Source organism: Mycobacterium sp. E2699, assembly GCF_001666745.1.
GTDB lineage: Bacteria > Actinomycetota > Actinomycetes > Mycobacteriales > Mycobacteriaceae > Mycobacterium.
The window spans coordinates 108,054-129,202 of record NZ_LZJH01000055.1 but is presented as its reverse complement, the minus strand read 5'-3'; the positions used below and the strand labels follow the sequence as shown (position 1 = coordinate 129,202).

Genomic DNA, 21,149 nt, shown 5'->3' with positions numbered 1-21,149 from the left:
TCGGCGACGTCATACGACAAAAGCCTCGTCTTCGCCGAGCCGGGCGGCCGGATTCAGCAGCATCGCCGCCTCCTGGCGCTTCTCCGGCGCGTCGTGGTCGAAGCGACGGCCCGGCGGCCGCTGGTACATCGGCGGGCCGCCGGCCATGGCCGAGACCAGCCGGCGCTGCCCGGCGAGCAGCCGGGCATCCGCGCGCCGCTGGTAATCGGCGCGCTGATCCGCGTCCAGCGCGGCGATGAACGCCTGCGGGTGCACCAGCGCCACCAGGCCGGACACGTGGCCGAACCCGAGGCTGGTCAGCATCCCCGCCTTCAGCGGGAACTTCTCGCCGAGCCGCAGCGTGTCACGCACCCACACGAAGTGGGCGGAGCCGGACAGTTCGTCGTCGACGCAGTCCAGGCTGCGGTTGGGCGGGATCACCCCGTCGCGCAACATCTGGCACAGCCCCATCATCTGGAAGACCGCCGCGCCGCCCTTGGCGTGACCGGTGAGGCTCTTCTGCGACACCACGAACAGCGGCGCGCCCTCGGAGCGGCCCAGCGAGTCCGCCAGCCGCTCGTGCAGCTCGGTCTCGTTGGGATCGTTGGCCAGCGTCGACGTGTCGTGCTTGGAGATCACCGCGACGTCGTCGGCGCCCACGCCGAGCTTGGCCAGCGCCCGCGCCAACGGCGACTCCTTGCCGCCGCGGCCCGCGCCCAGCGCCCCGAGGCCCGGGGCCGGGATCGAGGTGTGCACGCCGTCGCCGAAGGACTGCGCGAAGGCCACCACCGCCAGCACCGGCAGCCCCATCTTCAGCGCCAGGTCGCCGCGCGCCAGCAGGATGGTGCCGCCGCCCTGAGCCTCGACGAAGCCGAGCCGGCGACGGTCGTTGGGTCGCGAGAACTTCGAGTCGTGAATGCCCCGGCCGCGCATCATGCCGGTGTCGGCGGTGGCCGCCATGTCACCGAAGCCGATGATGCCCTCCAGCGTGAGGTCGTCGATGCCGCCGGCGACCACCATTTCGGCCTTGCCGAGCCGGATTTTGTCGACGCCCTCCTCGACCGACACCGCCGCGGTCGCGCACGCGGCGACCGGGTGGATCATGGCGCCGTAGCTGCCGATGTAGGACTGGACCACATGCGCGGCAACGATATTCGGCAGGACCTCCTGGAAGATGTCGTTCGGCTTGTTACGGCCCAACAGGTTTCCGTGGTACATCGTCTGCATCGACGTGCCACCGCCCATGCCGGTGCCCATCGTGTTGGCCACCATGCTGGGGTGGACGTAGCGCATCACCTCGGCCGGGCTGAAGCCGGCGGACAGGAACGCGTCGACGGTCGCGACGATGTTCCAGACCGCAAGGCGGTCAATGGAACTCGCCATGTCGGGACCGATGCCCCACACCGTCGGGTCGAACCCGGTCGGCACCTGGCCGCCGACGACCCGCGACAGCTTGGTCTTGCGCGGCACCCGGATCTCGGTGCCGGCCTTGCGGATGACCTGCCAGTCACTCGAGTCGGGCACCGTCCTGATGATCGTGTGCTCCGGATCGAACTCGGCGAAGGCGCGCGCGTCGGCCTCCGACGAGACCACGAACGCGAAGTCCTTCTCCAGGAACACCGACACCAGCAGCGGCGACGCGTGATCCGGGTCGATCGCGCCGTCGTCGACGAACTCACGGATGCCGCAGCGCTCCACCACGGTGTCGTGGTAGCGCTCGACCAGTTCCGCCTCGTCGACCAGCTCGCCGGATGCGGTGTCGTACCAACCGGGTTGGGGATCGTCCTCCCAGCGGATCAGCCCGGTGGTCCACGCCAGCTCCAGCACGCCGGCCGCCGACAGCTCGTTGTCGACCTCCATCTCGAATCGGGTGCGCGACGAACCGTACGGGCCGAGCTCGGCGCCGCCGACGATCACCACCAAATCGGCGGGGTCGACGTCGAGGTCGTCCCACTCCGGCGGGGGCGCCGGGGTGAATCCCCGCGGCGGCGACGGCAGCGCGGCGATGGTGCCCTCGGCCGGGCCGTCGTCCTCGGCGGCCGCTTCGACCGACATCTCCTCGCGCGCCTTGGCGGCCAACTCGGCCATGTCCAGCTGGGCGTCGCCCAGCCCGCCGGTCAGGTCGGCCTCGATCGGCTTGCTCGCCGCGGCCACCTTGGACTCCACGTCGCACAGGGCGAGCAGCATCGCGGCCATCTCGTCGGTGGAGTAGGTGGTGACGCCCGCCTCCTCGACGGCGTCGACGATGGCGTCGTTGTGGCCCATCAACCCTGTGCCGCGGGTCCAGCCGATCAGCGCGTGCGCCAGGCTGACTCGGGCCGCCCACGACGATTCGGCGTGCCAGCGGCTCACCAGCGCGTCGAGTGCCGACTTGGCTTCCCCGTAAGCGCCGTCGCCGCCGAACATTCCGCGGTTGGGCGAACCGGGCAGCACCACGTGCAGCCGCGACGCGATGTCGCGCTCGGCGCCGATCTTCGACAGCCCGCCGATCAGTCGCTGCACGGCCCACAGCAGCACCTTCATCTCCATCTCGGAGCGCGAACCCGCCTCCGACATGTCCCCGACCACGCGCGGCGCCGCGAACGGGAACAGCAGCGTCGGCGTCTGCGCGTCCTTGATGTGAATGGACTGCGGCCCAAGGCTTTCGGTTTGCTCGGTGCCGACCCATTCGACCAGTGCGTCGATGTCGGAATAGGACGCCATGTTGGCCGCCACCACCCACAGCGCGGCGCCGTAGCGGGCGTGGTCGCGGTACAGCCCGCGGTAGAACGCCAGCCGTTCGTCGTCGAGCTTCGACGTCGTTGCGATGACGGTGGCGCCGCCGTCGAGCAGTCGCGCAACCACCGACGCGGCGATCGAACCCTTGGAAGCCCCTGTCACCACGGCGGTTTCGCCGCTGTAGGGGCCCGGGTTCGGGTTCTCCGCGCCGGCAGCGATCCGGCCGTACAGCGACGCGTGGATCTGACGCCCGGCGGCCAGCGACTTGCCCTGCCACCAGGTGGCCTGGGTCGCGACGACGTGCCCGGCACCCTCGAATCGCTCGGAGAGCCGCACCCAGTCGGCATCGATGTCGCCCTCGTCGGCCAGCCACAGCCTGACCAGGTCCTCGCGGGCGCTGGCCCAGCGATCGTCGAACACGACGGCCTTCTTCGAGTCGAACACCGGCGCCACCAAACGCGGCCAGTCCGCGCCCAATTCGGCGGTGACCAGGTCGATGAGCTCGGCGTCGGTGGCAGCCGGTGACACGCTCACCGGATCGTCGAGGCCCAGCTGGCCCAGCACCAGGCGGGCGGCCGAGGCCAGCACGCCGTCGCGACCGGTGATCTGGTCGGTGAATTCGCTCAGCGCCGCCGCGTCGATGGTCGCGCCACCGCCCGCGCCGCCGGCCGACGGCAGCGCCACCGAGACGCCGCGCCGTGCAGCGACCGAGGCGACCGCGGCATCGATCACCTTGTCGACGGAGGCGGCGTCGGCCAGCGCGCCCTCGTGCAGGTGGCCCATCGCGCCGCCGCGAACGCTGGTGCCCTCGCGGGTGCCCAGCGCCACCTCGACGGTGACGTGCTTGGCCCAGCCGTCGCCGAGCTCCCAGGTCTTCTTGACCCGTTCCGCGATGGCGGCGGGACGCTTGCCCGAGGGGCCCAGAACCGTCCGCAGCTGATCGTTGATCGCGTCGGAAAGCACCGGGCCGTAAGGCTTGTACGTTCGCGCCAGCTTGGTGACCTGTGCCCGCAGCCCGGCCAGGTCGGCCTCGGCGGCACCGTCGATGGCGCCGAGATTCAGCTCCGAACCCAGGTCGACCAGCAGCTGGTTGCGCCGCGAGGACGCGCCGTCGGTGATGGACTCGATGGAGTCGAGTTCCTCGATCTGGTCGATGCGCATCTTGGCCGACAGCGCGATCAACGCCAGGGTGGCGTCGGCGGCGTCGAACCCGATGTCGTCGGGGCGGGCGGCTCCGGACGGCGCGGCCGGCACCGGCGCGGGCGCGGGCTCCACGGCGGCGTCGGTCGCGACAGCCTCGGCGACCGGCTCCGCCGCCTCCTCCGGCTCCGGCTCGGGGTCGGTGTCGGTGGCGAACAGCACGGCGGCGTCGCGCTCGGCGTTGAGCACTTCCACTGTGCTGTGCGCGTATTCGGGCAGCTTCAGCGTGTTGGTGGCCAGCCCGGCGACGGTCGGTGCGGACTTCACACCGATCTCGACGAACCGCTCGACGCCCAGACCGCCCGCGGCCTCCTCGATGAACAGCAGGTCCTGGGTTTCGATCCAGCGCACGGGGCTGGCGAACTGCCACGCCAGCAGCTCGATGAACACGGTGCGCGCCATTTCGGCCGGCCGCTCGCGCCGCCAGGTGTCGTAGTCGGCCAGGATCTCGTCGAGCGGCTCGGCCGGCACCAGATCCCTTATCTCCTGGATGAAGTCACGGTCGAGCGTGAACGGCCGCGGCACCAGGTTCGGGATGTAGCGCCCGATGATGAGGTCGGGGTCCGCGTCGCGCGGCATGACCCGCTCCAGCGAACGACGGAACTCGGCGACGCCGACGCGCAGCACCCGCGAGTGGAACGGCACGTCGATGCCGGGCACCAGGATGAACGATCGCCGCCCACCCGTCAGCTCGCGGCGGCGTTCGACCTCGGCCTCCAGGGCCTCCAAACCGCGCACCGTGCCGGCGATCGCATACTGCGACCCACGGAGGTTGAAGTTCACGATCTCGAGGAATTCACCTGTGCTCTCGGCGATTCCGGCGACGAAAGCCGAAACCTCGTCGTCGGGCAGGTCGATCTGCGAGGGCCGGATCGCCGCCAATCGGTAATTGGAGCGGCCGAGCTCGTCGCGCGGCACGATGTCGTGCATCTTCGAGCCGCGGTGAAACACCATCTCCAGCAAGGCTTCCAGCTCATAGATGCCCGTCACGCAGGCCAGGGCGGTGTACTCGCCGACGGAGTGGCCGCAGGCGATGGCGCCCTCGACGAAGGCGCCCTGCTCGCGCATCTCGGCGACCTGGGCGGCCGCCACGGTGGCCATAGCGACCTGGGTGAACTGCGTCAGGTAGAGCACGCCCTCGGGGTGGTTGTAGTGCACACCGCTGGCGATGATGCTGGTCGGGTTGTCGCGCACCACGTGCAGCACCGAGAAGCCCAGCGTGTCACGGGTGAACTTGTCGGCGGCGTCCCACACCTTGCGGGCGGCCTTGGAGCGGGCCCGGACCTCCATTCCCATGCCCTTGTGCTGGATGCCCTGGCCGGGGAACGCGTAGACCGTCTTCGGGGCGGCCAGCCGCGCGGTCGCCGACATGACCAGATCCGAGCCGACGCGCGCGGCCACCTCCAAAACCTCTGCGCCCCGGTCGATTCCGACGCGGTCCACCCGGAAGTCGACCTCGTCGCCGGGACGCACCATGCCCAGGAATCGCGCGGTCCAGCCGATCAGGCGCGCGGGCGGGCGGGCCTGACCGTCGGTGGCGGTCGCGGCGTGCTGCGCGGCGGCCGACAGCCACATGCCGTGCACGATCGGCGATTCCAGGCCGGCCAGCAGCGCGGCCGCCCGATCGGTGTGGATGGGGTTGTGGTCACCGGAGACCACCGCGAAGGGGCGCATGTCGACCGGCGCGGCCAGCGTGACGTCCCGGCGGCGGCGCCGCGGGGTGTCGGTCGCGTTCTCGGACACCGCTCCGCCGGCCCGGACCGGATCGGTCAGCTCGGCGGTACCGGTGCGCCCGAGAATCGCGAAACGCTCAGTCAGCGCGGCAATCAGGTCCCCCTCGGCCGACTTGATCGTCACCGATACTCCGACCACGCGGCCCATGTCGGTGTCGACGGCCCGCGCAGCCGTTGCCGTCACGGTGAATTGCGCCGGCACCGTCGGCAACTTGCCAACGACGTGGGCGGCGTGGTCCAGGTGCACCAGGCTCAGCAGGCCCTCTACCACCGGCACGCCGGCGTCGGTGACCGCCGACCCGATCGCCGCGAAAACCGCCGGCCAGCAGAGGCCGACCAGCGCGTCGGGCACCGTGGTGAGGCTGGGCGCCAGCGGCTCGCCGAACGTGGCCGTGACGCCGGTGTGGTCCGCGACCCGCTCGGGGTCCCAGTCCACCGTCGCGGTGGCCGTCCCGTCGGTGACCGCGGGCAGGAAGTCCGGCCCGTCGACCCCCGCGGCGATCGCCAGGACCGCGCGCATGGCGATCGTGGCGTCCTCGGTGGAAACCACCGGGGTGCCGCCGTCGGCGGTGTTGGCGGGCAGTTGGAAGGGGATGTCGATCCAGGTGCCCGACAGCGGCACGCTCAGGACGACGCGCTCGCCGTCGACGGAAAGCTGCGCGCCCGTGGAAGAGTGTGTGGCGCGGCGGCTTTGGGGCCCGTCGTGCACCAGCCAGTCAGCGGGGTCGGCGATGCGATGCACCGGGTTGGTGGTCGTGCGCCCGGCCCACTGCACGTCCGGCGCGTCCAGTACGACGGCCAGCGGCCCGGTCACGTCCGGGCGGCCCAGCCGGCGCGAGGTGACGGACCGGGGCTGACCGTTGGACGCCAGCACCTCGTCGATGGCGGCCTGCTCGAAGCGGTCCAGCAGCTCGCCGACGGGCTCGTCCATCCGGGTGATCCCGGCCACGGCCGCCGTGCCCGGGATGATGCAGACCTGGTCGGCGTCGTAGCGGGCGTCGTGGGCCTGCCACAGCGAGTCGCTGCGCCACCAGCGCCGCACGTCCTTGTCGATGACGGGCACGAAGTTGACCGGCTTGCCCAGCGTCTTGCACAGCGTGACGAAGAACGGAACATCTGCCGGATGCAGCTGCACCGATTCCGCGTCGGGATAGTGCGCAAGCAGCGTCGCGATCGCCTCGTCGGGGTTCTGCAGCAGGTCGGAGTCGGTCGAACCAGAAAACAATGTCTCGATGGGGCCGAAATCCTTTGCGTGCAGGCGCGCTTCGGCCCGCTGCAGCATCTGCTGGAATCGGTCGCGCCACGTGTCGGCGAGCCAGGGGCTGCCCGGTGCGGCGGTGTCGGCGGTCGAATTGCCCTCGCCGATGGTCAGTTCGACGTAGCGCCGCAACCACTGCAGGTAGGTCATCTCCGCGACGTCGCCGAAATACGGCTTGGCGGTGTTGGCCATCGCCGCGATGATCTCGTCGCGCCGCTCGGCGACCGCCTCGGCGTCACCGGCGACCTCGTCGAGCAACCGGCCGCAACGGGAGGCGCTGTTGTCGATCTCGTGGATGTCGGCCCCGAGTTGGCTGCGGCTGGAAGCCATGCCGCCCTGGGCTTTTCCGGCGCTGATCCACTGGTCGGTGCCGGTGGTGTCGACGAGAATCCGCTTGACCGACGGGGAGGTGGTGGCCTCCAGCGTCGCCATCGCCGCGGTGCCGACCAAGATGCCGTCGATCGGCATCAGCGGGAAGCCGTAGGACTCGGCCCAGCGCCCCGACAGGTACTCGACCGCCCGCTCGGGGGTGCCGATGCCGCCGCCGACGCAGACGGTGATGTTGGGACGCGAGCGCAGTTCCGAGTAGGTCGCCAGCAGCAGGTCGTCGAGGTCTTCCCAGGAGTGGTGGCCGCCGGCGCGGCCGCCCTCGATGTGCACGATCACCGGCTTGGTCGGCACCTCGGTCGCGATGCGGATGACCGAGCGGATCTGCTCGACCGTGCCGGGCTTGAACACCACGTGGCTGATGCCGACATCGTTGAGCTCGCCGATCAGCTCGACGGCCTCCTCGAGGTCCGGGATGCCGGCGCTGATCACCAGACCGTCGATCGCCGCGCCGGACTGGCGCGCCTTCTGCACCAGCCGCTTGCCGCCGACCTGGAGCTTCCACAGGTACGGGTCGAGGAACAGCGCATTGAACTGATAGGTGCGTCCGGGCTCGAGCAACCCCGACAGCTCCTCGATGCGATCGGCGAAGATCTGTTCGGTCACCTGCCCGCCGCCGGCCAGCTCGGCCCAGTGCCCGGCGTTGGCCGCGGCGGCGACGATCTTGGCGTCGACGGTGGTCGGTGTCATGCCCGCGAGCAGGATCGGCGACCGCCCGGTCAGCCGGGTGAACTTCGTGGACAGCTTGACACGGCCGTCGGGCAGCGAGACCACGGTCGGGGCGTAAGTCGACCAGGCGCGCGCGACCTCGGGCACGGCCCCGACGGTGAACAGGTTGCGCTGACCGCCGCGGGTCGCCGCGGGCACGATGCCGATGCCGAGGCCGCGGATGACCGGCGCAGTCAGCCGGGTCAGGATGTCGCCGGGCCCGAGGTCGAGGATCCACCGCGCGCCGGCCTGGTGAACGCGCGTGATCTCGTCGACCCAGTCGACGCCGTCGACCAGGATGGCCTCGGTCAGCTTCCGGGCCAGCTCGACATCGAGGCCGACCTTCTCGGCCCAGCCGGCGACGATGTCGATGCCGTCGGACAGCCGCGGGGTGTGGAAGCCCACCTCCACCCGGACCGGGTCGAAGACCGGCGCGAAGACGTCGCCGCCGCGGATCTTGTTCTTGCGGTCGGCCTCCTCCTTCTCGGAGATCTGCCGGCAGTACAGCTCGAAGCGCGAGAGCTGCTCCGGGGTGCCGGTGATGACCACCGACCGCCGGCCGTTGCGAATCGACAGCACCGGGGGCAGCACGGTGCGCACGTCCTGCGCGAACTCGTCGAGCAGCCGGCGAATGCGGTCCGGGTCGGCATTGGTCACCGACACCATCGGCGGCCGGTCACCCAGCACGGAGATCCCGCGCCGGCGGGCCACCAGCGTCCCGGCCGCACCGATGAGCTGCGCCAGGGCCAGCAGTTCGACGTCGCGGGCCCCCGCGGCCCGGAAGGCCTCGACGGCCAGCACACCCTGCGAGTGCCCGACGACCGCCACCGGCGGCGTCGCGGTCCAGTCCATACCCTGCCGGGCGAGGGCACGCGCGGCCGCGATCTGGGTGAGCAGCACGCCGGGGATCGACACCGCCGCCGACGTCAGATGCTTGTCCGACGGGACGGGATCCTCGGCCGCCAGAGCGCGGACCCAGTTCAGCGGTTCGAAACCGATCGGACGCACCACGACCAGCTCTTTGGCCACCGGCTCGAGCAGGAGTTCCACCTCGCCGACCAGGGTCGCCAGGTCGGATTCGATCCCCGCGGAGGACACCAGCTCCTCGAGGGTCTCCAGCCAGGCGCTGCCCTGGCCACCGAAGGCGATGGCGTAGGACTCGCCGGCCGTCAGGCGGTCGACCAGAGCATCCGTGTTGTGCGGGCCAGTCCCGTCGCGGTCGGCGGACACCCGGTCGTGCTCGTGGATCGTCACCTTCTGTATCTCCCCTGCTTGCGTCTTTACATCTCGGTCGTTCGGCCGGTCCCGACGGATGGGCCTGCTTACATAACGCGATTCCCCGTCGAATCACAGCCGGAGGACGGCTGGCCGGTGTGTTGCCGGCGGCCGCCCCGATGGCGCGGGAGGGGCGGCGGACCGCATCGGCTGTACTAAGAGTGTCATAAGGATCAGTGCCCTTTTTGCATGTCGATCGGTTACTGGCGAGTTCTACGCACGGGTAACCGTGTCCTGGGTAACACGGCGTTGAACCGGCCGCGCGGGCGCCGTGAACAAACCTGCTGCATGCAGGTGGTTACGGTCGAGTAGCCACAACTGCGCTGTTCAAGGCATGATTGTTATGTAATCGTTATGTTAAAAGATTCGCGTCGCTTGGCCGCCCCCGGTGCCGCGTCAGGCGCGTGGCGCCGGTCCGCCGCCCCCGAAGATGAGCGAACGAGTGTTTGCTGGGATTTGGGCGGTTGCGGCCCCTAGGCCCACTGCCCGAATTCGGGTTTGAGGATTTCGTTGATGTCCACCCCGACCCCGCCGACGCTGCGCTTGTCGATCTCGACCTGGTGCAGGCTCGCGGCCGGATGGGTGAAACCTTTGGGTGAGCCCCAGTTGTGCTGCCAGAAGTATGAACCCAGGCCGTCGTGCAGCGCCCAGTCGATGGTTTTCGAGTTGGCGTACACGCCGGTCCGCTGGTGCCCGATCACCGACTCCCACGACCGCAGGTAGGGAACGACCTGCTGCTTGTACTGGTCGTATGACGGGTCGTCGTCGATCGATGCGTAGATCGGGGCGTTCGCCGGACCGCCGGCGGCGGCGTGCAACTGCATGCCGCGCTGCGCGTGTTGCAGCCCCGCGGCGGCCCCGCCCAGCCAGTCGGCGGTGCTGCCCTTGCCGTACTGGTAGCAGGAGACGATCTTGAGGCCGTTGCTGCTCAGGTCGCGGGCTTCGCCGACCTGAATCGGCTTGCCGAGCATCCAGTTGCCGCCCGGGCGGCGGTCGGAGACGTACCGGATGGATCCCACCGCCCCGGCCGCCCTGATCTGGCTGGCCGGGATGACGCCGGCGGCGTAGTCGAGCAAGGTGCCGAGCGAAGCCTGGGCCGGCGCGGCGCGCAGCGAGGCGGCCGCGACGCCCAGCCCTAGCAGAGCGGGGCTCGCGGCCGCGAATTTGAGCACGTCGCGGCGCGAGACCGACACATGCCACAGGGTACGACACACGTATCAAATAGCACACTCGCCACAGCAGTCACATCTGCATCACATTGCCGCATCGGCGGGCAGCACGATGACGCTGACGGTCTCGAGACCGCGCCGGGCGGTCTGCTGGACGATCTCATCGAGGAACCGCTCGGCCGCCGGGCTGATCGATCCGGCCCAGGCCCGGAATCCCTGGACGATCACCGGGTCGTGCCCCAAGAGCGGCTGAACACCGCGCAGCACGCCGACCACGTCGTCGGGCAACGGGTCGGCCAGCTGTTCATCGATCCAGCGTCGCGCGAGTTCCGTTGCGGCAGAGTCGCTTTCGCCCAACGCGACAACATCGCCGGCGAGTGCGCGCAATCTGTCGAACAGAACCTGATGCCCCGGAGTCTCGGCCAGTCGCTCGAGCAGCGTGCTGGCGGCCGGCGGCAGCGCCATCTGCCCGAACAGCGGGGGAACCGGCAAATCCCACTCATCGAACAGGTCGGCGTACATCGCGGTGACGGGCGCGGACAGCGGGGCGGTGAGCCTGCCGATGACGCCGATGCTGTCGCGATGCCGCGTCGCCAGCCGGCGTAGCAGGCGTTCGTTACCGTCGGGAGCGGCGGTGCCGGTGGCCGCGTCGATCGCGGCGATCAGCTGGTCCAACCGGTCGCGCTCGCGCACCAGCAGGGCGCGGTGGTCGTCGAGCAACTCGGCCAGGGTGGTGTTGCCGCCGTCGAGCAACCGCTGAATGTCGTTGATGCCGACCCCGAGGCTTCTCATCAGGTCGATGCGCAACAGCTCGAGCACCTGGTCGACGTCGAAGACCCGATAGCCGTTGCTGAGGTAATCGGCGCGCAGCAACCCGATCTTCTCGTAGTGGCGGATGCGGCCCGACGCGATCCCGGTCAGGGCCGCGACGTCGCCGATGAGCAACTGCTCAACCACGGCTTGACCTTACAACCGTGGCAAGGTCTGTACTGAGCGTATGGATCGCGACCAGCTCATCGACCTGACACGGCGTGCCCTGAAGCTGGCCCGCGACAAGACGACCGACCTCGCGCCCGGCGTGCACATGGTTGACGCGGCCGACTACACGTCGATCGAGCGCCACGACCGGGAGCGCGCGATGCTGATGGCGAGTCCCCAACTGGTCGGCTACGTTTCGGAGCTGCCCGGTCCGGGCGCGTACTGCACCAAGACGGTGCTGGGACGGTCGATCCTGCTGACCCGCACCTCCGCCGGATCGGTCAAGGCGTTCGACAACCTCTGCCTGCACCGCCAGTCGCAGGTGGTGACCGGTTGTGGCACCGCGAAGCGGTTCACCTGCCCGTACCACGCGTGGACGTACGACAACAATGGGCGCTTGGTGGCGCTTCCGGGACGCGAGGGTTTTCCTGACGTGGCGATCGAGTCCGATGGCTTGACCGAGCTGCCGGCCACCGAATATGCGGGATTCCTCTGGGTCGCAATGGATCCCGGCGCGCACCTGGACGTCGCCGCGCACCTGGGACCGCTGGCCGACGAGCTCGATTCGTGGGGCATCGGGCGGTGGTCCCCACTGGGCGAGAAGGTGCTCGACTGCCCGATCAACTGGAAGCTCGCGGTCGACACGTTCTCGGAGAACTATCATTTCGCCACGGTGCACCGGCAGACCTTCGCCACCATCGCCCGCAGCAACTGCACGGTGTTCGACTCGTACGGCCTGCACCACCGGCTGATCTTCCCGCTCAACACGATTCAGGAACTCGACGGCGTCCCGGAGGAGCGCTGGGACCCGTTGCACAACATGGTCGTCATCTACGCGCTGTTCCCCAACATCGTGTTGTCGGTGACCATCGCGAACGGCGAGCTGTTCCGGATCTATCCGGCCGACCGCCCGGGCAGGTCGGTTACCGTGCACCAGAACTCGACACCGTTGGACCTCTCCGACGAGTCGGTGGCCGCCGGCGCCCAGGCCGTCTTCGACTACGCGCACGCCACGGTGCGCGACGAGGACTACCGACTGGTCGAGGGCCTGCAAACCAATCTCGAATCGGGCGTCCGCGATCACCTGCTGTTCGGGCGCAACGAACCCGGGCTACAGCATCGCCACCTCAGCTGGGCCCAGGCGCTGAAAGCACCGCGATAAGGTCCTCGAGAAGGGTTGCCAGTGCCGCGTTTTCGACGGGCGTGACCCCGGTCAGCAGCTCGACCGCTTCGCCGCGGCGGCCGGCCCCCACCAACTCCACCAACCTGTCCACCGCCGTCTGCAGGTCCGGGGCGGGTGGTTCGACGTTGGCGACGGTGGTGGCCAGCACCTCGACCAGCTCCCAATCCCGGTACAGCGCCAGCGAGCGCTCGTTGAACGCAAATCCGGCCACGGGTTTTCCCCATAGCGTTCCGTGGTAGCGGTAGGGGCCCTCCATGTATTCGATCGGCAGGCCGTGCGCCGGGGCCGGCACCATCGGCTCCCCCACGATGTCCAATCGCAATGTGGCGCAGGTGATCCGGTGCCGGTCCGGCATGTATCGGGCCGGGGCCACCGGGCGCACCAGCGGCCGCACCGCTTCCGGCCAGCGTACGTAGCTGCTGATCGTGACCTCGACGTCCTCGGCGCACTCGGGTGCTATCGCCGGGTCGGGATGGCTCGTCGTCACTCCGGTGAACGGCTGCAGCGCATTGCCGTTCGTGCGGTCGAACTGGCGCCAGATGCTCAGATCCACGCCGTTGTCGAAGCTGATGGTGCGCCACTCGTGCGACCTGGCGCGCGGGTCGCCGCCCGATCCCCCGCCACCGGCGTACTTCGGGAACCACTGCCGGTCGACGTGCCCGCCGCTGCCGAACACCTGCTCGACAACGCCGCCCCAGCGCAGGGTTCCGGTCATCGTCATTCCGGTCTGGAAATACGAGTACGTCTCGCTCTGGCCGAAGCAGACGATCTTCCCGTTGTACTTCGATGCGCCCACCGGTGTCGGTGCGCGCGTGGGGGTCACGGCGAGGTCCAGCCGCATCGGCCGGCCGGAGTGGTCCACGCCCACCAGGCTGACCCGGTAGGTGAACGGCAGCAGGTTCCCGTCGGCGCCGCGGCAGGTGATCCACGACGCGGTGCCGGCGTCGCCGTGGTAGCTGATGTCGAGATGACCCGACGCCGTCTCCAGCTTGCGCCGCGCCCCGGGCTCCATGTTGGCCGGCGGCATGTCGTAGTCCGTATAGGTGCCGTAGTCGCCGGTGTCCAGATCGAACAGCGCCATGGTGTAGAAGTCCGCAACCACCGTCCCACCGGGACGGTTCTTGTTGAAGATGGTCAAAAAGGCGAACGACCGGTCACTGCCGGTCGCATCGAGCCGGCCGGCGAGGAACCAGGTGTCGGATTCCTGGTCCGGGTGTTCGCCTTCGGCCGCCGGGAAATCCAGCTGGGAATCGCCGGGCACCAACCGGAACGGGTAACTGCGCCAATCGCTGCTCATGTCAGGCCTCGCTGCTTTTTTAGCTATGTTAGCGTCAATAGCGCAGTCACGGTCGCGGCCCCAACCCTCGAGGAAGTGCGCGATGACAGAAAATTCCCGCCATCGCTCCTACGACGAGATCTTCATCGGCGGGCAGTGGCGCAAACCCGCCAACCCGCAGCAGCTCGCGGTGATCTCCCCGCACTCCGAGGAACCGGTCGGCCACGTCCAGGCGGCCGGGCCCGAGGACGTGGACGCCGCCGTCGCCGCCGCGCGGCACGCCTTCGACCACGGCCCCTGGCCGCGCATGACGCACGCCGAGCGGATGGCCAAGGTCGAACAGCTCGCCGCGATCTACGCCGGTCATATGGACGGGATGGCCGACCTGATCACCGACGAGATGGGGTCGCCGCGCAGTTTCAGCCGGCTCGGCCAAGGGGCGGCCGCCGCATCGCTGATCCACCTCTCGCTGGCCGCCGCGCGCGACTTCCCGTGGACCGAACGCCGCCAGGGCGTGCTCGGCGAGGTGCACCTGAACAGAGCTCCCGTCGGCGTGGTCGGCGCGATCGTGCCGTGGAACGTGCCGCAATTCCTGATCATGCCCAAGCTCATCCCGGCCCTGATCGCCGGCTGCACGGTCATCGTCAAACCCGCGCCCGAAACGCCCTTGGACGCTTTGTGGTTGGCGGAGATGATCGAACAGCTCGGTCTGCCCGACGGGGTGGTGTCCGTGCTGCCCGGGGGCACCGACGTCGGTGAGGCGCTGGTGCGCCATCCGGGCGTGGACAAGATCGCGTTCACCGGGTCCAGCGCGGTCGGGCGCCGGATCGCCACACTCTGCGGCGAGCAGCTGAAGCGCTACAGCCTCGAACTGGGCGGCAAGTCGGCGGCGATCGTCCTCGACGACGCCGATATCGCCAAGACGGCGGCCGGGCTGAAAACCGCCGGGCTGATGAACAACGGCCAGGCGTGCGTCGCCCAGACCCGCATCCTGGTCAGCGACCGCCGCCACGACGAGGTCGTCGACGCGCTGGCCGACATGATGTCGGCGCTGACCGTCGGCGACCCGGCCGACCAGGCCACCGACATCGGGCCCCTTGTGGCGCAACGGCAACAGCGCCGGGTCCAGGATTACATCAAGTCCGGCCGCGCCGAGGGCGCCCGCATCGTGCTCGGCGGCGACGACAGCCCGTCGGAGCGCGGCTGGTACGTGCGGCCGACGCTGTTCGCCGACGCCACCAACGACATGCGCATCGCCCGGGAGGAGATCTTCGGCCCGGTCCTGACCGTGCTGCGCTACCGCGACGAGGAGGACGCGATCCGAATCGCCAACGAGAGCGACTACGGCCTGGCCGGTTCGGTGTGGACCTCCGATGTCGCGCACGGCCTGGAGATCGCGTCCGGCGTGCGCACCGGCACCTACGGCATCAACATGTACACGCTCGACATCGGCGCGCCGTTCGGCGGCTTCAAGCAGTCGGGCATCGGTCGCGAGTTCGGCCCGGAGGGTCTGCACGAGTACGTCGAGCTGCAGACGCTGGTGTGCAAGGGGAAGTTGCCGCCGCTATAGCGGCTGAATGTCAACGACTTTCGGGCAGCTGCAGGGTGAGCTCGACCGGACAGCACAGCGCGCCATGCTGATTGGTCACCTGAATTTCGATGTCGACCAGGCAGCGCGGCGGGTCCGCCGAGGTGTCGCGCCGCTTGGCCACCGCGCGGCCCCGCCCGATCATGGTGTCCCCGGCGTAGATCGACCCGGCCAGCCGCATCGAGCGGCGCACCACGCGGCTGCCCGGCCCGGCCCAGTCGGTCGCGACGCGGTCGGCGAATCCCGCGAGGTGCATGGTGTTGACGTAGATCGTGGGATTGCCCTGGCTTTGAGCGTAGGCGGGATCGAAATGGCCCGGAAAGTAATCCCAGGTCGCTCCGGCGTTCTCCACCACCCGTTGGTAGCTGATGTGATCGACCACCTCGGGCAGGTCGACGGGAACGGCGATCTCGTCCCAGGCCAGGTCGGTCACGACGGCGCCGCGGGCGTGAAGCGGAACAAGGTATTGCGGCACGTGGCCACCACGGCACCGTCTTGGCGGCGATAGGTCTCCAGGGTCTCGACGAAATGACCGACGCCCAACCGGGTCCGCTTCTCCGGCGACACCGACACCAGTTCCTCGACGACGGTGAGCAGATCCCCCTCGACGATGGGCCGCAGAAGCTCGACGTCGTTGGCCGCGTTGATGAACGTCGTGCCCGGCAACGGCACCCGCAGCACCACCGACGCCACCGGTGGCCGACCGGCCGGCTCCCAGGGCGGGGGTATCAGCCAACCCATCAACAGAGCCGGCGGCGCGAGCAGCCCGCCCCATCGCTCCAGGGCGAACTCGGCGTCCCAATACGAACGATTCCCGTCGTGGACCATCGCGGCGAACAGTTGAATGCGCGCGCCGCTGACCGGGGTCGCCGCGGTGCGCGGTTCGCTCTTGGCGCCGACCATGCGCAGCGCGTCTTCGTAGCTGCCGAAGGCCAGCTGGTAGCTGAGGTCCGGATCCACGTAGCGGTGTCGCTCACATGACGAGCGGGTGCCGGCTCGGCACCGAATCCCAGGCGAGCACACGGGAAGTGAAGTACCAGCCGCCGCGTTCGTAGATCAGCGTGTCCCGGAAGGTCCCGGTGGCCCGGAGCGTGGTGTCGCCATACATGGCGGCGAACAACACCGCGACGCAGCGCTGGCTGGCGTTGACGCCGTCGATGTGGATCTCGTGATCGAGGGTGACAAGGCGCTGCCCGTCGCCGCCGTCGAAGGCCGCGCGCAGATCGGTGAACAGGTCGCCGTCGCGGGTGTAGCTGGCGCCGGAGTGGCGGAAGGTGGCGATCCAGCGCTCGCGGTCGCCGTCGGAGTAGGCCCGGTTGTGCCGGGCGCTCAGGTCGAGGATGGCAGCGCGCCCCGTCGCGGCGTCGAGGAACTGCTCTTGTTGATAGGTCAGCGTCATCGTGGCTCTCCAGCCTCTGTAGGGAAATGACGGAAAAATTGTCTCATGTAACACTAACTTAACTTAGCGACTAACGATATAACCGTGTTCTTCGCGATCCCAAGTGGCCTCATTTAAGCCACGACTACGCAACAAATCTTTACGTATCCGTCCGATGACGTTCTTCGGGAGTTCATCGACCGTCTCCACGTATCGCGGCACGCAGAAGTACGGCATCCGGGCCGCGCAGAAATCGAGCAACTCGGCGCAATCCAGTGTGGCGCCAGGTCGCAACGTCGCGACCAACAGGATGTCGTCCTCGCCCAACTCGCTGGGTACCCCGACCGCCGCGGCTTCGGCCACGGCCGGGTGGCGCATGACGACGGCCTCCACTTCCACCGAGGAGACATTTTCGCCGCGCCTGCGCAACGAGTCTTTGACGCGGTCCACATATGTCAAATTCTGGTCGGCATCGAGTCTGCCCAAATCGCCGGTGCGAAACCACTCCGGGTGCGGCTCCACCCGCGAATCGGCACCGACGTAGCCTTCGCTCATCACGTGCGGGGACCTGGGGCGGCACGCGATCTCGCCGACGGTCCCCGGCGGCAGCGGATCGCCGTGCTCGTCGACGATGCGAACGTCGAAATCGGGATTCGGCCGCCCCGACGTCCCGGGCACCCCCTCGTCGGACACGCCTTTGACGGCGATCGGGAACGCCTCGGTCATCCCGTACATCGTGACGATCCGGCAGCCGTAACGCTTTTCGATGTCGCGGTAGGACTTGGCGTCGATGGGCGCCGCCGAGATGAACCGCAGCGGCAGCTGCGCGTCCCGCGGGTCCGGGGGCAAATTCTGCAGCATCGACACCATCGCGCCGGCGCCGGCGAAACCGACGGCGCCGCGGGCGCGGATGTCGTCCCACACCTGGCCCGGGTGAAAGGCCTTGGCCAACACGGTCGTTCCCCCCACCAGCATCGGGGCCAGCACGCTTGGCGCCGCGCTGAGGTGGAACAGCGGCATCGCCGTCCACAGCGCCTCCCCGGGGCCGAACTCCCAGGCCGACGCGGCGGTCGCGGCCACCGAGAACAGGTAATGCCAGGTCGTGGCAACGGCTTTCGAGGGCCCGGTGGTGCCCGACGTGTAAAACAGCACCCCCACTTCCGTCGGGCCGGCGGGGGTGTCGGACACCGGAACCTCGGCGTCCAGGTGCAACGTCGCGGTCAGCGAATCGTCTTGCACCACAACGCCGGTCACGGTGTCGAGCTGGTCGACGACCTCGTCGACGCGGGGCCGCCGTTCGGGATCGGTGAGGATCACCTTTGCCCGCGCCAGCCGCAGCGTGTGCAGCAGGAATTCTCCCTTGTTCGCCGCGTTCACCGCCGCGCTCACCGCGCCGATGCGCGCCGCGCCCAGCCAGAAGTACACCCATTCCGGGCAGGTGGCGGTGAACAACGCCACGCAGTCGCCGCGACCGACGCCCAGCCCGACCAGCATGTTCGCCGCCGCGCGGGAACGCTGCCGCATCTGTTCGAAGGTGACGTCCACGCCGGCGATCGACATCATCACCCGGTCGGGGTGCTGCCGGGCCCGCCGATCGAGCACGGCCGGCACGGTGAAGCTGTCGACCCCGAAGTCGGTGGGCCGCGGCATCAGGCCTTCGCGGCCGCCGGGTCCGGCTCACCGTCGGCGGTGTAGCCGAAGTCCGACGACGAGGGCTGTGGGCCCGGGTAGAAGCGGTGCGCCCAGCGCCGAAGTGCGGCGTAGTCGTGCGCCTCTTCGGGAGCCAGGTTCGGCTTCTCGAGGTACTTCATGTTCTCCCAGGTGAAGAAGTCCTGCTTGATGACCTCTTGCTGCAGCGCCAGGAACCTGGCGGCGCGGCCGGTGGGCACGTCGCCGGTGTCGCCGGGCTCGCGGATGGAGGCCTGCGTATAGAAGTAGTCGGTGTAGTCCTCGTCGACCGGGGTCTGCCCGGTCACCTGGACGGTCGCCACCAGTTCGCTCGGGAAGCGGACCAGTCCCAGGCCCAACGAGTAGTTGTCGTAGATGATCTTGGCGTCGACCGGCCCGTTCGGGGTCAACCAGGTCGACGCGCGCCCGCCGCCGAAATGCGCGTGGACGGTGGCGTGCAGGTGGTAGCCGGACACCTCGAACGAGGCGGTGGTGGCGGGGTTGGCGGCCTTGTGCACGTATTGAACGTGGTACGGGTCGGCGGCGTTCTCGATGATCATCTGCGGGTGCACCTTGACCCGGTTGAGCATCTGGGTGTGCGGGTGCAGCGGGTAGTACTCGTTGGTTTCCAGCTCGGGCAGGACCGGGGGCTGCCAGTACGGGGCCCGGCCGTGCCGCTCGTGCCACGCGAGGATGAACCCGTACCACTCCACGCTCGGGTAGGTGCGGATCCGGACGTTGTTCTTGCAGCCGATCTTGCTGTACGGGATCAGCGCGTTGGTGCCGTCGCCGCGCCACCGCCAGCCGTGCCACGGGCAGACGATGTTCTCGCCCTCCACGGTGCCGCCGACGCCCAGGTTGGCGCCGAGGTGCTGGCAGTAGGCGTCCATGACATGCACCCGGCCGGACTCCGTGCGGAACAGCACGAGCTCCTCGCCGAAGTAGTGCGCGCGCTTGACCTGGCCGGCGGCCAGGTCGGAGGCGAAGGCGACGATGAACCAGCCGGTCGGGAAGCGGTAGGTCGACAGCGCGATGCCGGCCTGCCCGAATTCGCGTTCCGAGGGATCCGCGGCCGAATCCGATGCCGAGTCCGAAAGAGTGTCCGTCACGAGTGCTCCAAGTTCGACGACCGGATCTATTTTTACTATCTTAAGCATAGAACGTCAACGCGCGCACAGCCATGTCCGCGCAGAGCGGGGTTACAGATGACGGCTACGGCAGTCGACCTATCCGATTTCGCCTTGTGGCGCAACGGTTTTCCCGACGAGCTGTTCGCCGAGCTGCGACGAAGCAGGCCCCTGTTCCGCCACGACCTGACGCCGGGGGTCGCCGAGGCGGTCCAGCGCGACTTCTGGGTGGCGACCAAGCACCGGCACGCGGTCCGGCTGCACCGCGACACCGAGTCCTTCACCGCGGTGGACGGCCCGCTCATCCAGCCCGTCGGGATGTTCGCGTCCTATCCGACGATCATCAACATGGACCCGCCGGGGCTGAACAAGCGCCGCAAGCTGATCTCCGGTGCGTTCAACCCCCGCGCGGTGGGCAAACTCGAGGACGGTATCCGGGCGCGCGCAGCGGCGATGATCGACCGGCTGCTCGAGCGGGGCGGCGGCGACTGGATCGAGGACGTGGCCGACGCCCTGCCGATGACGGTCATCGGCGACATCATCGGCATACCGGAGGCGGACCGGCCGCGAATCTTCGATTCCCTGGACCGCATCCTGAAGGCCAACTCCCCTGGGGCGCGGCCGACTTGGCAGGACTATACGGATCTCTACGCCACCGTCTTCGGCTACGCGATGGAGCTCACCGCGGAGAAACGGCGCAATCCCGGCGATGACATCTGGAGCACACTGGCCACGGCGGTTATCACGGGCGAGGACGGGGATGAATTCAGCCTGCCCCCTAACGAATTGGAGTTCTTCTTCTTCGTGCTGACCTTCGCCGGCAGCGACACCACCAAGAACGCGCTGGCCATCGGGGTGCAGGCGTTCGTGGAGAACTCGGAGCAGATCGAGCGGTACCGCGAGCAGGAAGCGTTGCGTCCGAGCGCAGTCGAGGAGGTGTTGCGCTGGGCGTCACCGGTCGCCTACTGGACGCGCACCGCGAAGGTCGACGTCGAGATGGACGGTCAGCACATCGCGAAGGGCGAGCGGGTGGTCTCGATGCTGCGTTCGGCGAACCGCGACGAGGAGGTGTTCTCCTCGCCCTTCACCTTCGACATCGGACGCCAGCCCAATCCGCAGGTCGCCTTCGGGGGCGGCGGACCGCATCACTGCCTGGGGGCCATGCTGGCCCGCGCGGAGCTTCGCGCCGTGCTCGACGAACTGCTGCTGCGCTGCGACGACATCGCCCTCGGTCCGGCCACCGTCGCCTACCCGAACCTGCTCACCAACATGTCGATCTACGACGAGATGGCGATATCGCTGAACGAGCGCCGCTAGCTCAATCGATCAGCCGCAGCGCGGCCTTGGGGCACTGGTCCACCGCGGCCCGCACGTCGATCTCGAGCCGCGGCGGCACCGGGCCGTCGGCGATCTGCACCACGTCCTCGTCGCCCAGTTCGAACACCTCCGGGGCGAGCGACTCGCAGAAACCATTTGCCTCACACAGGTTTTCGTCGACCGTCACGCGCATCGCACGCCCTCCTC

General features: G+C 68.9%; 13 protein-coding genes. 3 read left to right on the top strand and 10 right to left on the bottom strand.

The annotated features are described in order from the left end of the window. Nucleotides 1–9: 9 nt before the first annotated feature. From A5696_RS08090 to A5696_RS08080, 3 genes are all read right to left on the bottom strand, one after another. Nucleotides 10–9,237, bottom strand: coding sequence for a type I polyketide synthase (locus tag A5696_RS08090; protein ID WP_067876101.1), 9,228 nt, complete (start codon nt 9,235–9,237; stop codon nt 10–12). Between the two features lie 494 nt (nt 9,238–9,731). After that, nucleotides 9,732–10,451, bottom strand: coding sequence for a DUF1906 domain-containing protein (locus tag A5696_RS08085; protein WP_067876097.1), 720 nt, complete (start codon nt 10,449–10,451; stop codon nt 9,732–9,734). Between the two features lie 60 nt (nt 10,452–10,511). Beyond that, nucleotides 10,512–11,384 carry a MerR family transcriptional regulator gene (locus A5696_RS08080; RefSeq protein ID WP_067876095.1) on the bottom strand — a complete coding sequence of 291 codons (873 nt, stop codon included), beginning with the start codon at nt 11,382–11,384 and terminating at the stop codon, nt 10,512–10,514. A gap of 40 nt (nt 11,385–11,424) precedes the next feature. Here A5696_RS08080 and A5696_RS08075 point away from each other — a divergent pair, with 40 nt between their 5' ends. Then, on the top strand, nt 11,425–12,567 hold the full coding sequence (locus A5696_RS08075; RefSeq protein WP_067876092.1) for an aromatic ring-hydroxylating dioxygenase subunit alpha: 1,143 nt from the start codon (nt 11,425–11,427) through the stop codon (nt 12,565–12,567). Here A5696_RS08075 and A5696_RS08070 read toward each other — a convergent pair. Next, the gene (locus A5696_RS08070) at nt 12,533–13,885 is read right to left on the bottom strand and encodes a secreted hydrolase (RefSeq protein WP_067876089.1); all 1,353 of its coding nucleotides are present in this window, start codon (nt 13,883–13,885) and stop codon (nt 12,533–12,535) included. The genes A5696_RS08075 and A5696_RS08070 overlap by 35 nt on opposite strands. A gap of 82 nt (nt 13,886–13,967) precedes the next feature. Between A5696_RS08070 and A5696_RS08065 the strand changes: the two genes are divergently transcribed. Next, nucleotides 13,968–15,434, top strand: a complete 1,467-nt coding sequence (locus A5696_RS08065) for an aldehyde dehydrogenase (protein WP_067876085.1) — start codon at nt 13,968–13,970, stop codon at nt 15,432–15,434. A gap of 10 nt (nt 15,435–15,444) precedes the next feature. Here the strand turns inward: A5696_RS08065 and A5696_RS08060 are convergent, their stop codons facing one another. From A5696_RS08060 to A5696_RS08040, 5 genes are all read right to left on the bottom strand, one after another. Further along, nucleotides 15,445–15,885: a MaoC family dehydratase gene (locus A5696_RS08060; RefSeq protein WP_067876082.1), complete on the bottom strand. Its 441-nt coding sequence runs from the start codon at nt 15,883–15,885 to the stop codon at nt 15,445–15,447. After that, nucleotides 15,882–16,355, bottom strand: coding sequence for a MaoC family dehydratase N-terminal domain-containing protein (locus A5696_RS08055; protein ID WP_197516922.1), 474 nt, complete (start codon nt 16,353–16,355; stop codon nt 15,882–15,884). Before A5696_RS08055 ends, A5696_RS08060 begins: the two co-directional genes overlap by 4 nt. Before the next feature lie 70 nt (nt 16,356–16,425). Beyond that, nucleotides 16,426–16,851 carry a nuclear transport factor 2 family protein gene (locus A5696_RS08050; RefSeq protein ID WP_067876075.1) on the bottom strand — a complete coding sequence of 142 codons (426 nt, stop codon included), beginning with the start codon at nt 16,849–16,851 and terminating at the stop codon, nt 16,426–16,428. A 63-nt stretch (nt 16,852–16,914) separates the two neighbouring features. Next, nucleotides 16,915–18,480 (bottom strand): AMP-binding protein, encoded by a 1,566-nt coding sequence (locus A5696_RS08045; protein ID WP_067876072.1) that lies wholly within the window; start codon nt 18,478–18,480, stop codon nt 16,915–16,917. Further along, a complete protein-coding gene (locus tag A5696_RS08040; RefSeq protein WP_197516915.1) occupies nt 18,480–19,607 on the bottom strand; it encodes an aromatic ring-hydroxylating dioxygenase subunit alpha in 1,128 nt (375 codons plus the stop codon). Before A5696_RS08040 ends, A5696_RS08045 begins: the two co-directional genes overlap by 1 nt. A gap of 96 nt (nt 19,608–19,703) precedes the next feature. On the opposite strand from A5696_RS08040, the gene A5696_RS08035 reads away from it, so the two are divergent. Next, nucleotides 19,704–20,942: a cytochrome P450 gene (locus tag A5696_RS08035; RefSeq protein ID WP_067876066.1), complete on the top strand. Its 1,239-nt coding sequence runs from the start codon at nt 19,704–19,706 to the stop codon at nt 20,940–20,942. A 1-nt stretch (nt 20,943) separates the two neighbouring features. On the opposite strand, the gene A5696_RS08030 is transcribed toward A5696_RS08035, so the two are convergent. Then, nucleotides 20,944–21,135 (bottom strand): ferredoxin, encoded by a 192-nt coding sequence (locus A5696_RS08030; RefSeq protein ID WP_046185638.1) that lies wholly within the window; start codon nt 21,133–21,135, stop codon nt 20,944–20,946. Between the last annotated feature and the right edge of the window lie 14 nt (nt 21,136–21,149).

What these genes read in the sequence shown, in the direction of transcription:
- A5696_RS08070 (WP_067876089.1), bottom strand. Translation starts at nt 13,885, where the DNA reads ATGAGCAGCGATTGGCGCAGTTACCCGTTCCGGTTGGTGCCCGGCGAT.
- A5696_RS08055 (WP_197516922.1), bottom strand. Translation starts at nt 16,355, where the DNA reads ATGGTCGGCGCCAAGAGCGAACCGCGCACCGCGGCGACCCCGGTCAGC.
- A5696_RS08050 (WP_067876075.1), bottom strand. Translation starts at nt 16,851, where the DNA reads ATGACGCTGACCTATCAACAAGAGCAGTTCCTCGACGCCGCGACGGGG.
- A5696_RS08030 (WP_046185638.1), bottom strand. Translation starts at nt 21,135, where the DNA reads ATGCGCGTGACGGTCGACGAAAACCTGTGTGAGGCAAATGGTTTCTGC.
- A5696_RS08075 (WP_067876092.1), top strand. Translation starts at nt 11,425, where the DNA reads ATGGATCGCGACCAGCTCATCGACCTGACACGGCGTGCCCTGAAGCTG.
- A5696_RS08065 (WP_067876085.1), top strand. Translation starts at nt 13,968, where the DNA reads ATGACAGAAAATTCCCGCCATCGCTCCTACGACGAGATCTTCATCGGC.
- A5696_RS08035 (WP_067876066.1), top strand. Translation starts at nt 19,704, where the DNA reads ATGACGGCTACGGCAGTCGACCTATCCGATTTCGCCTTGTGGCGCAAC.
- A5696_RS08045 (WP_067876072.1), bottom strand. Translation starts at nt 18,480, where the DNA reads ATGCCGCGGCCCACCGACTTCGGGGTCGACAGCTTCACCGTGCCGGCC.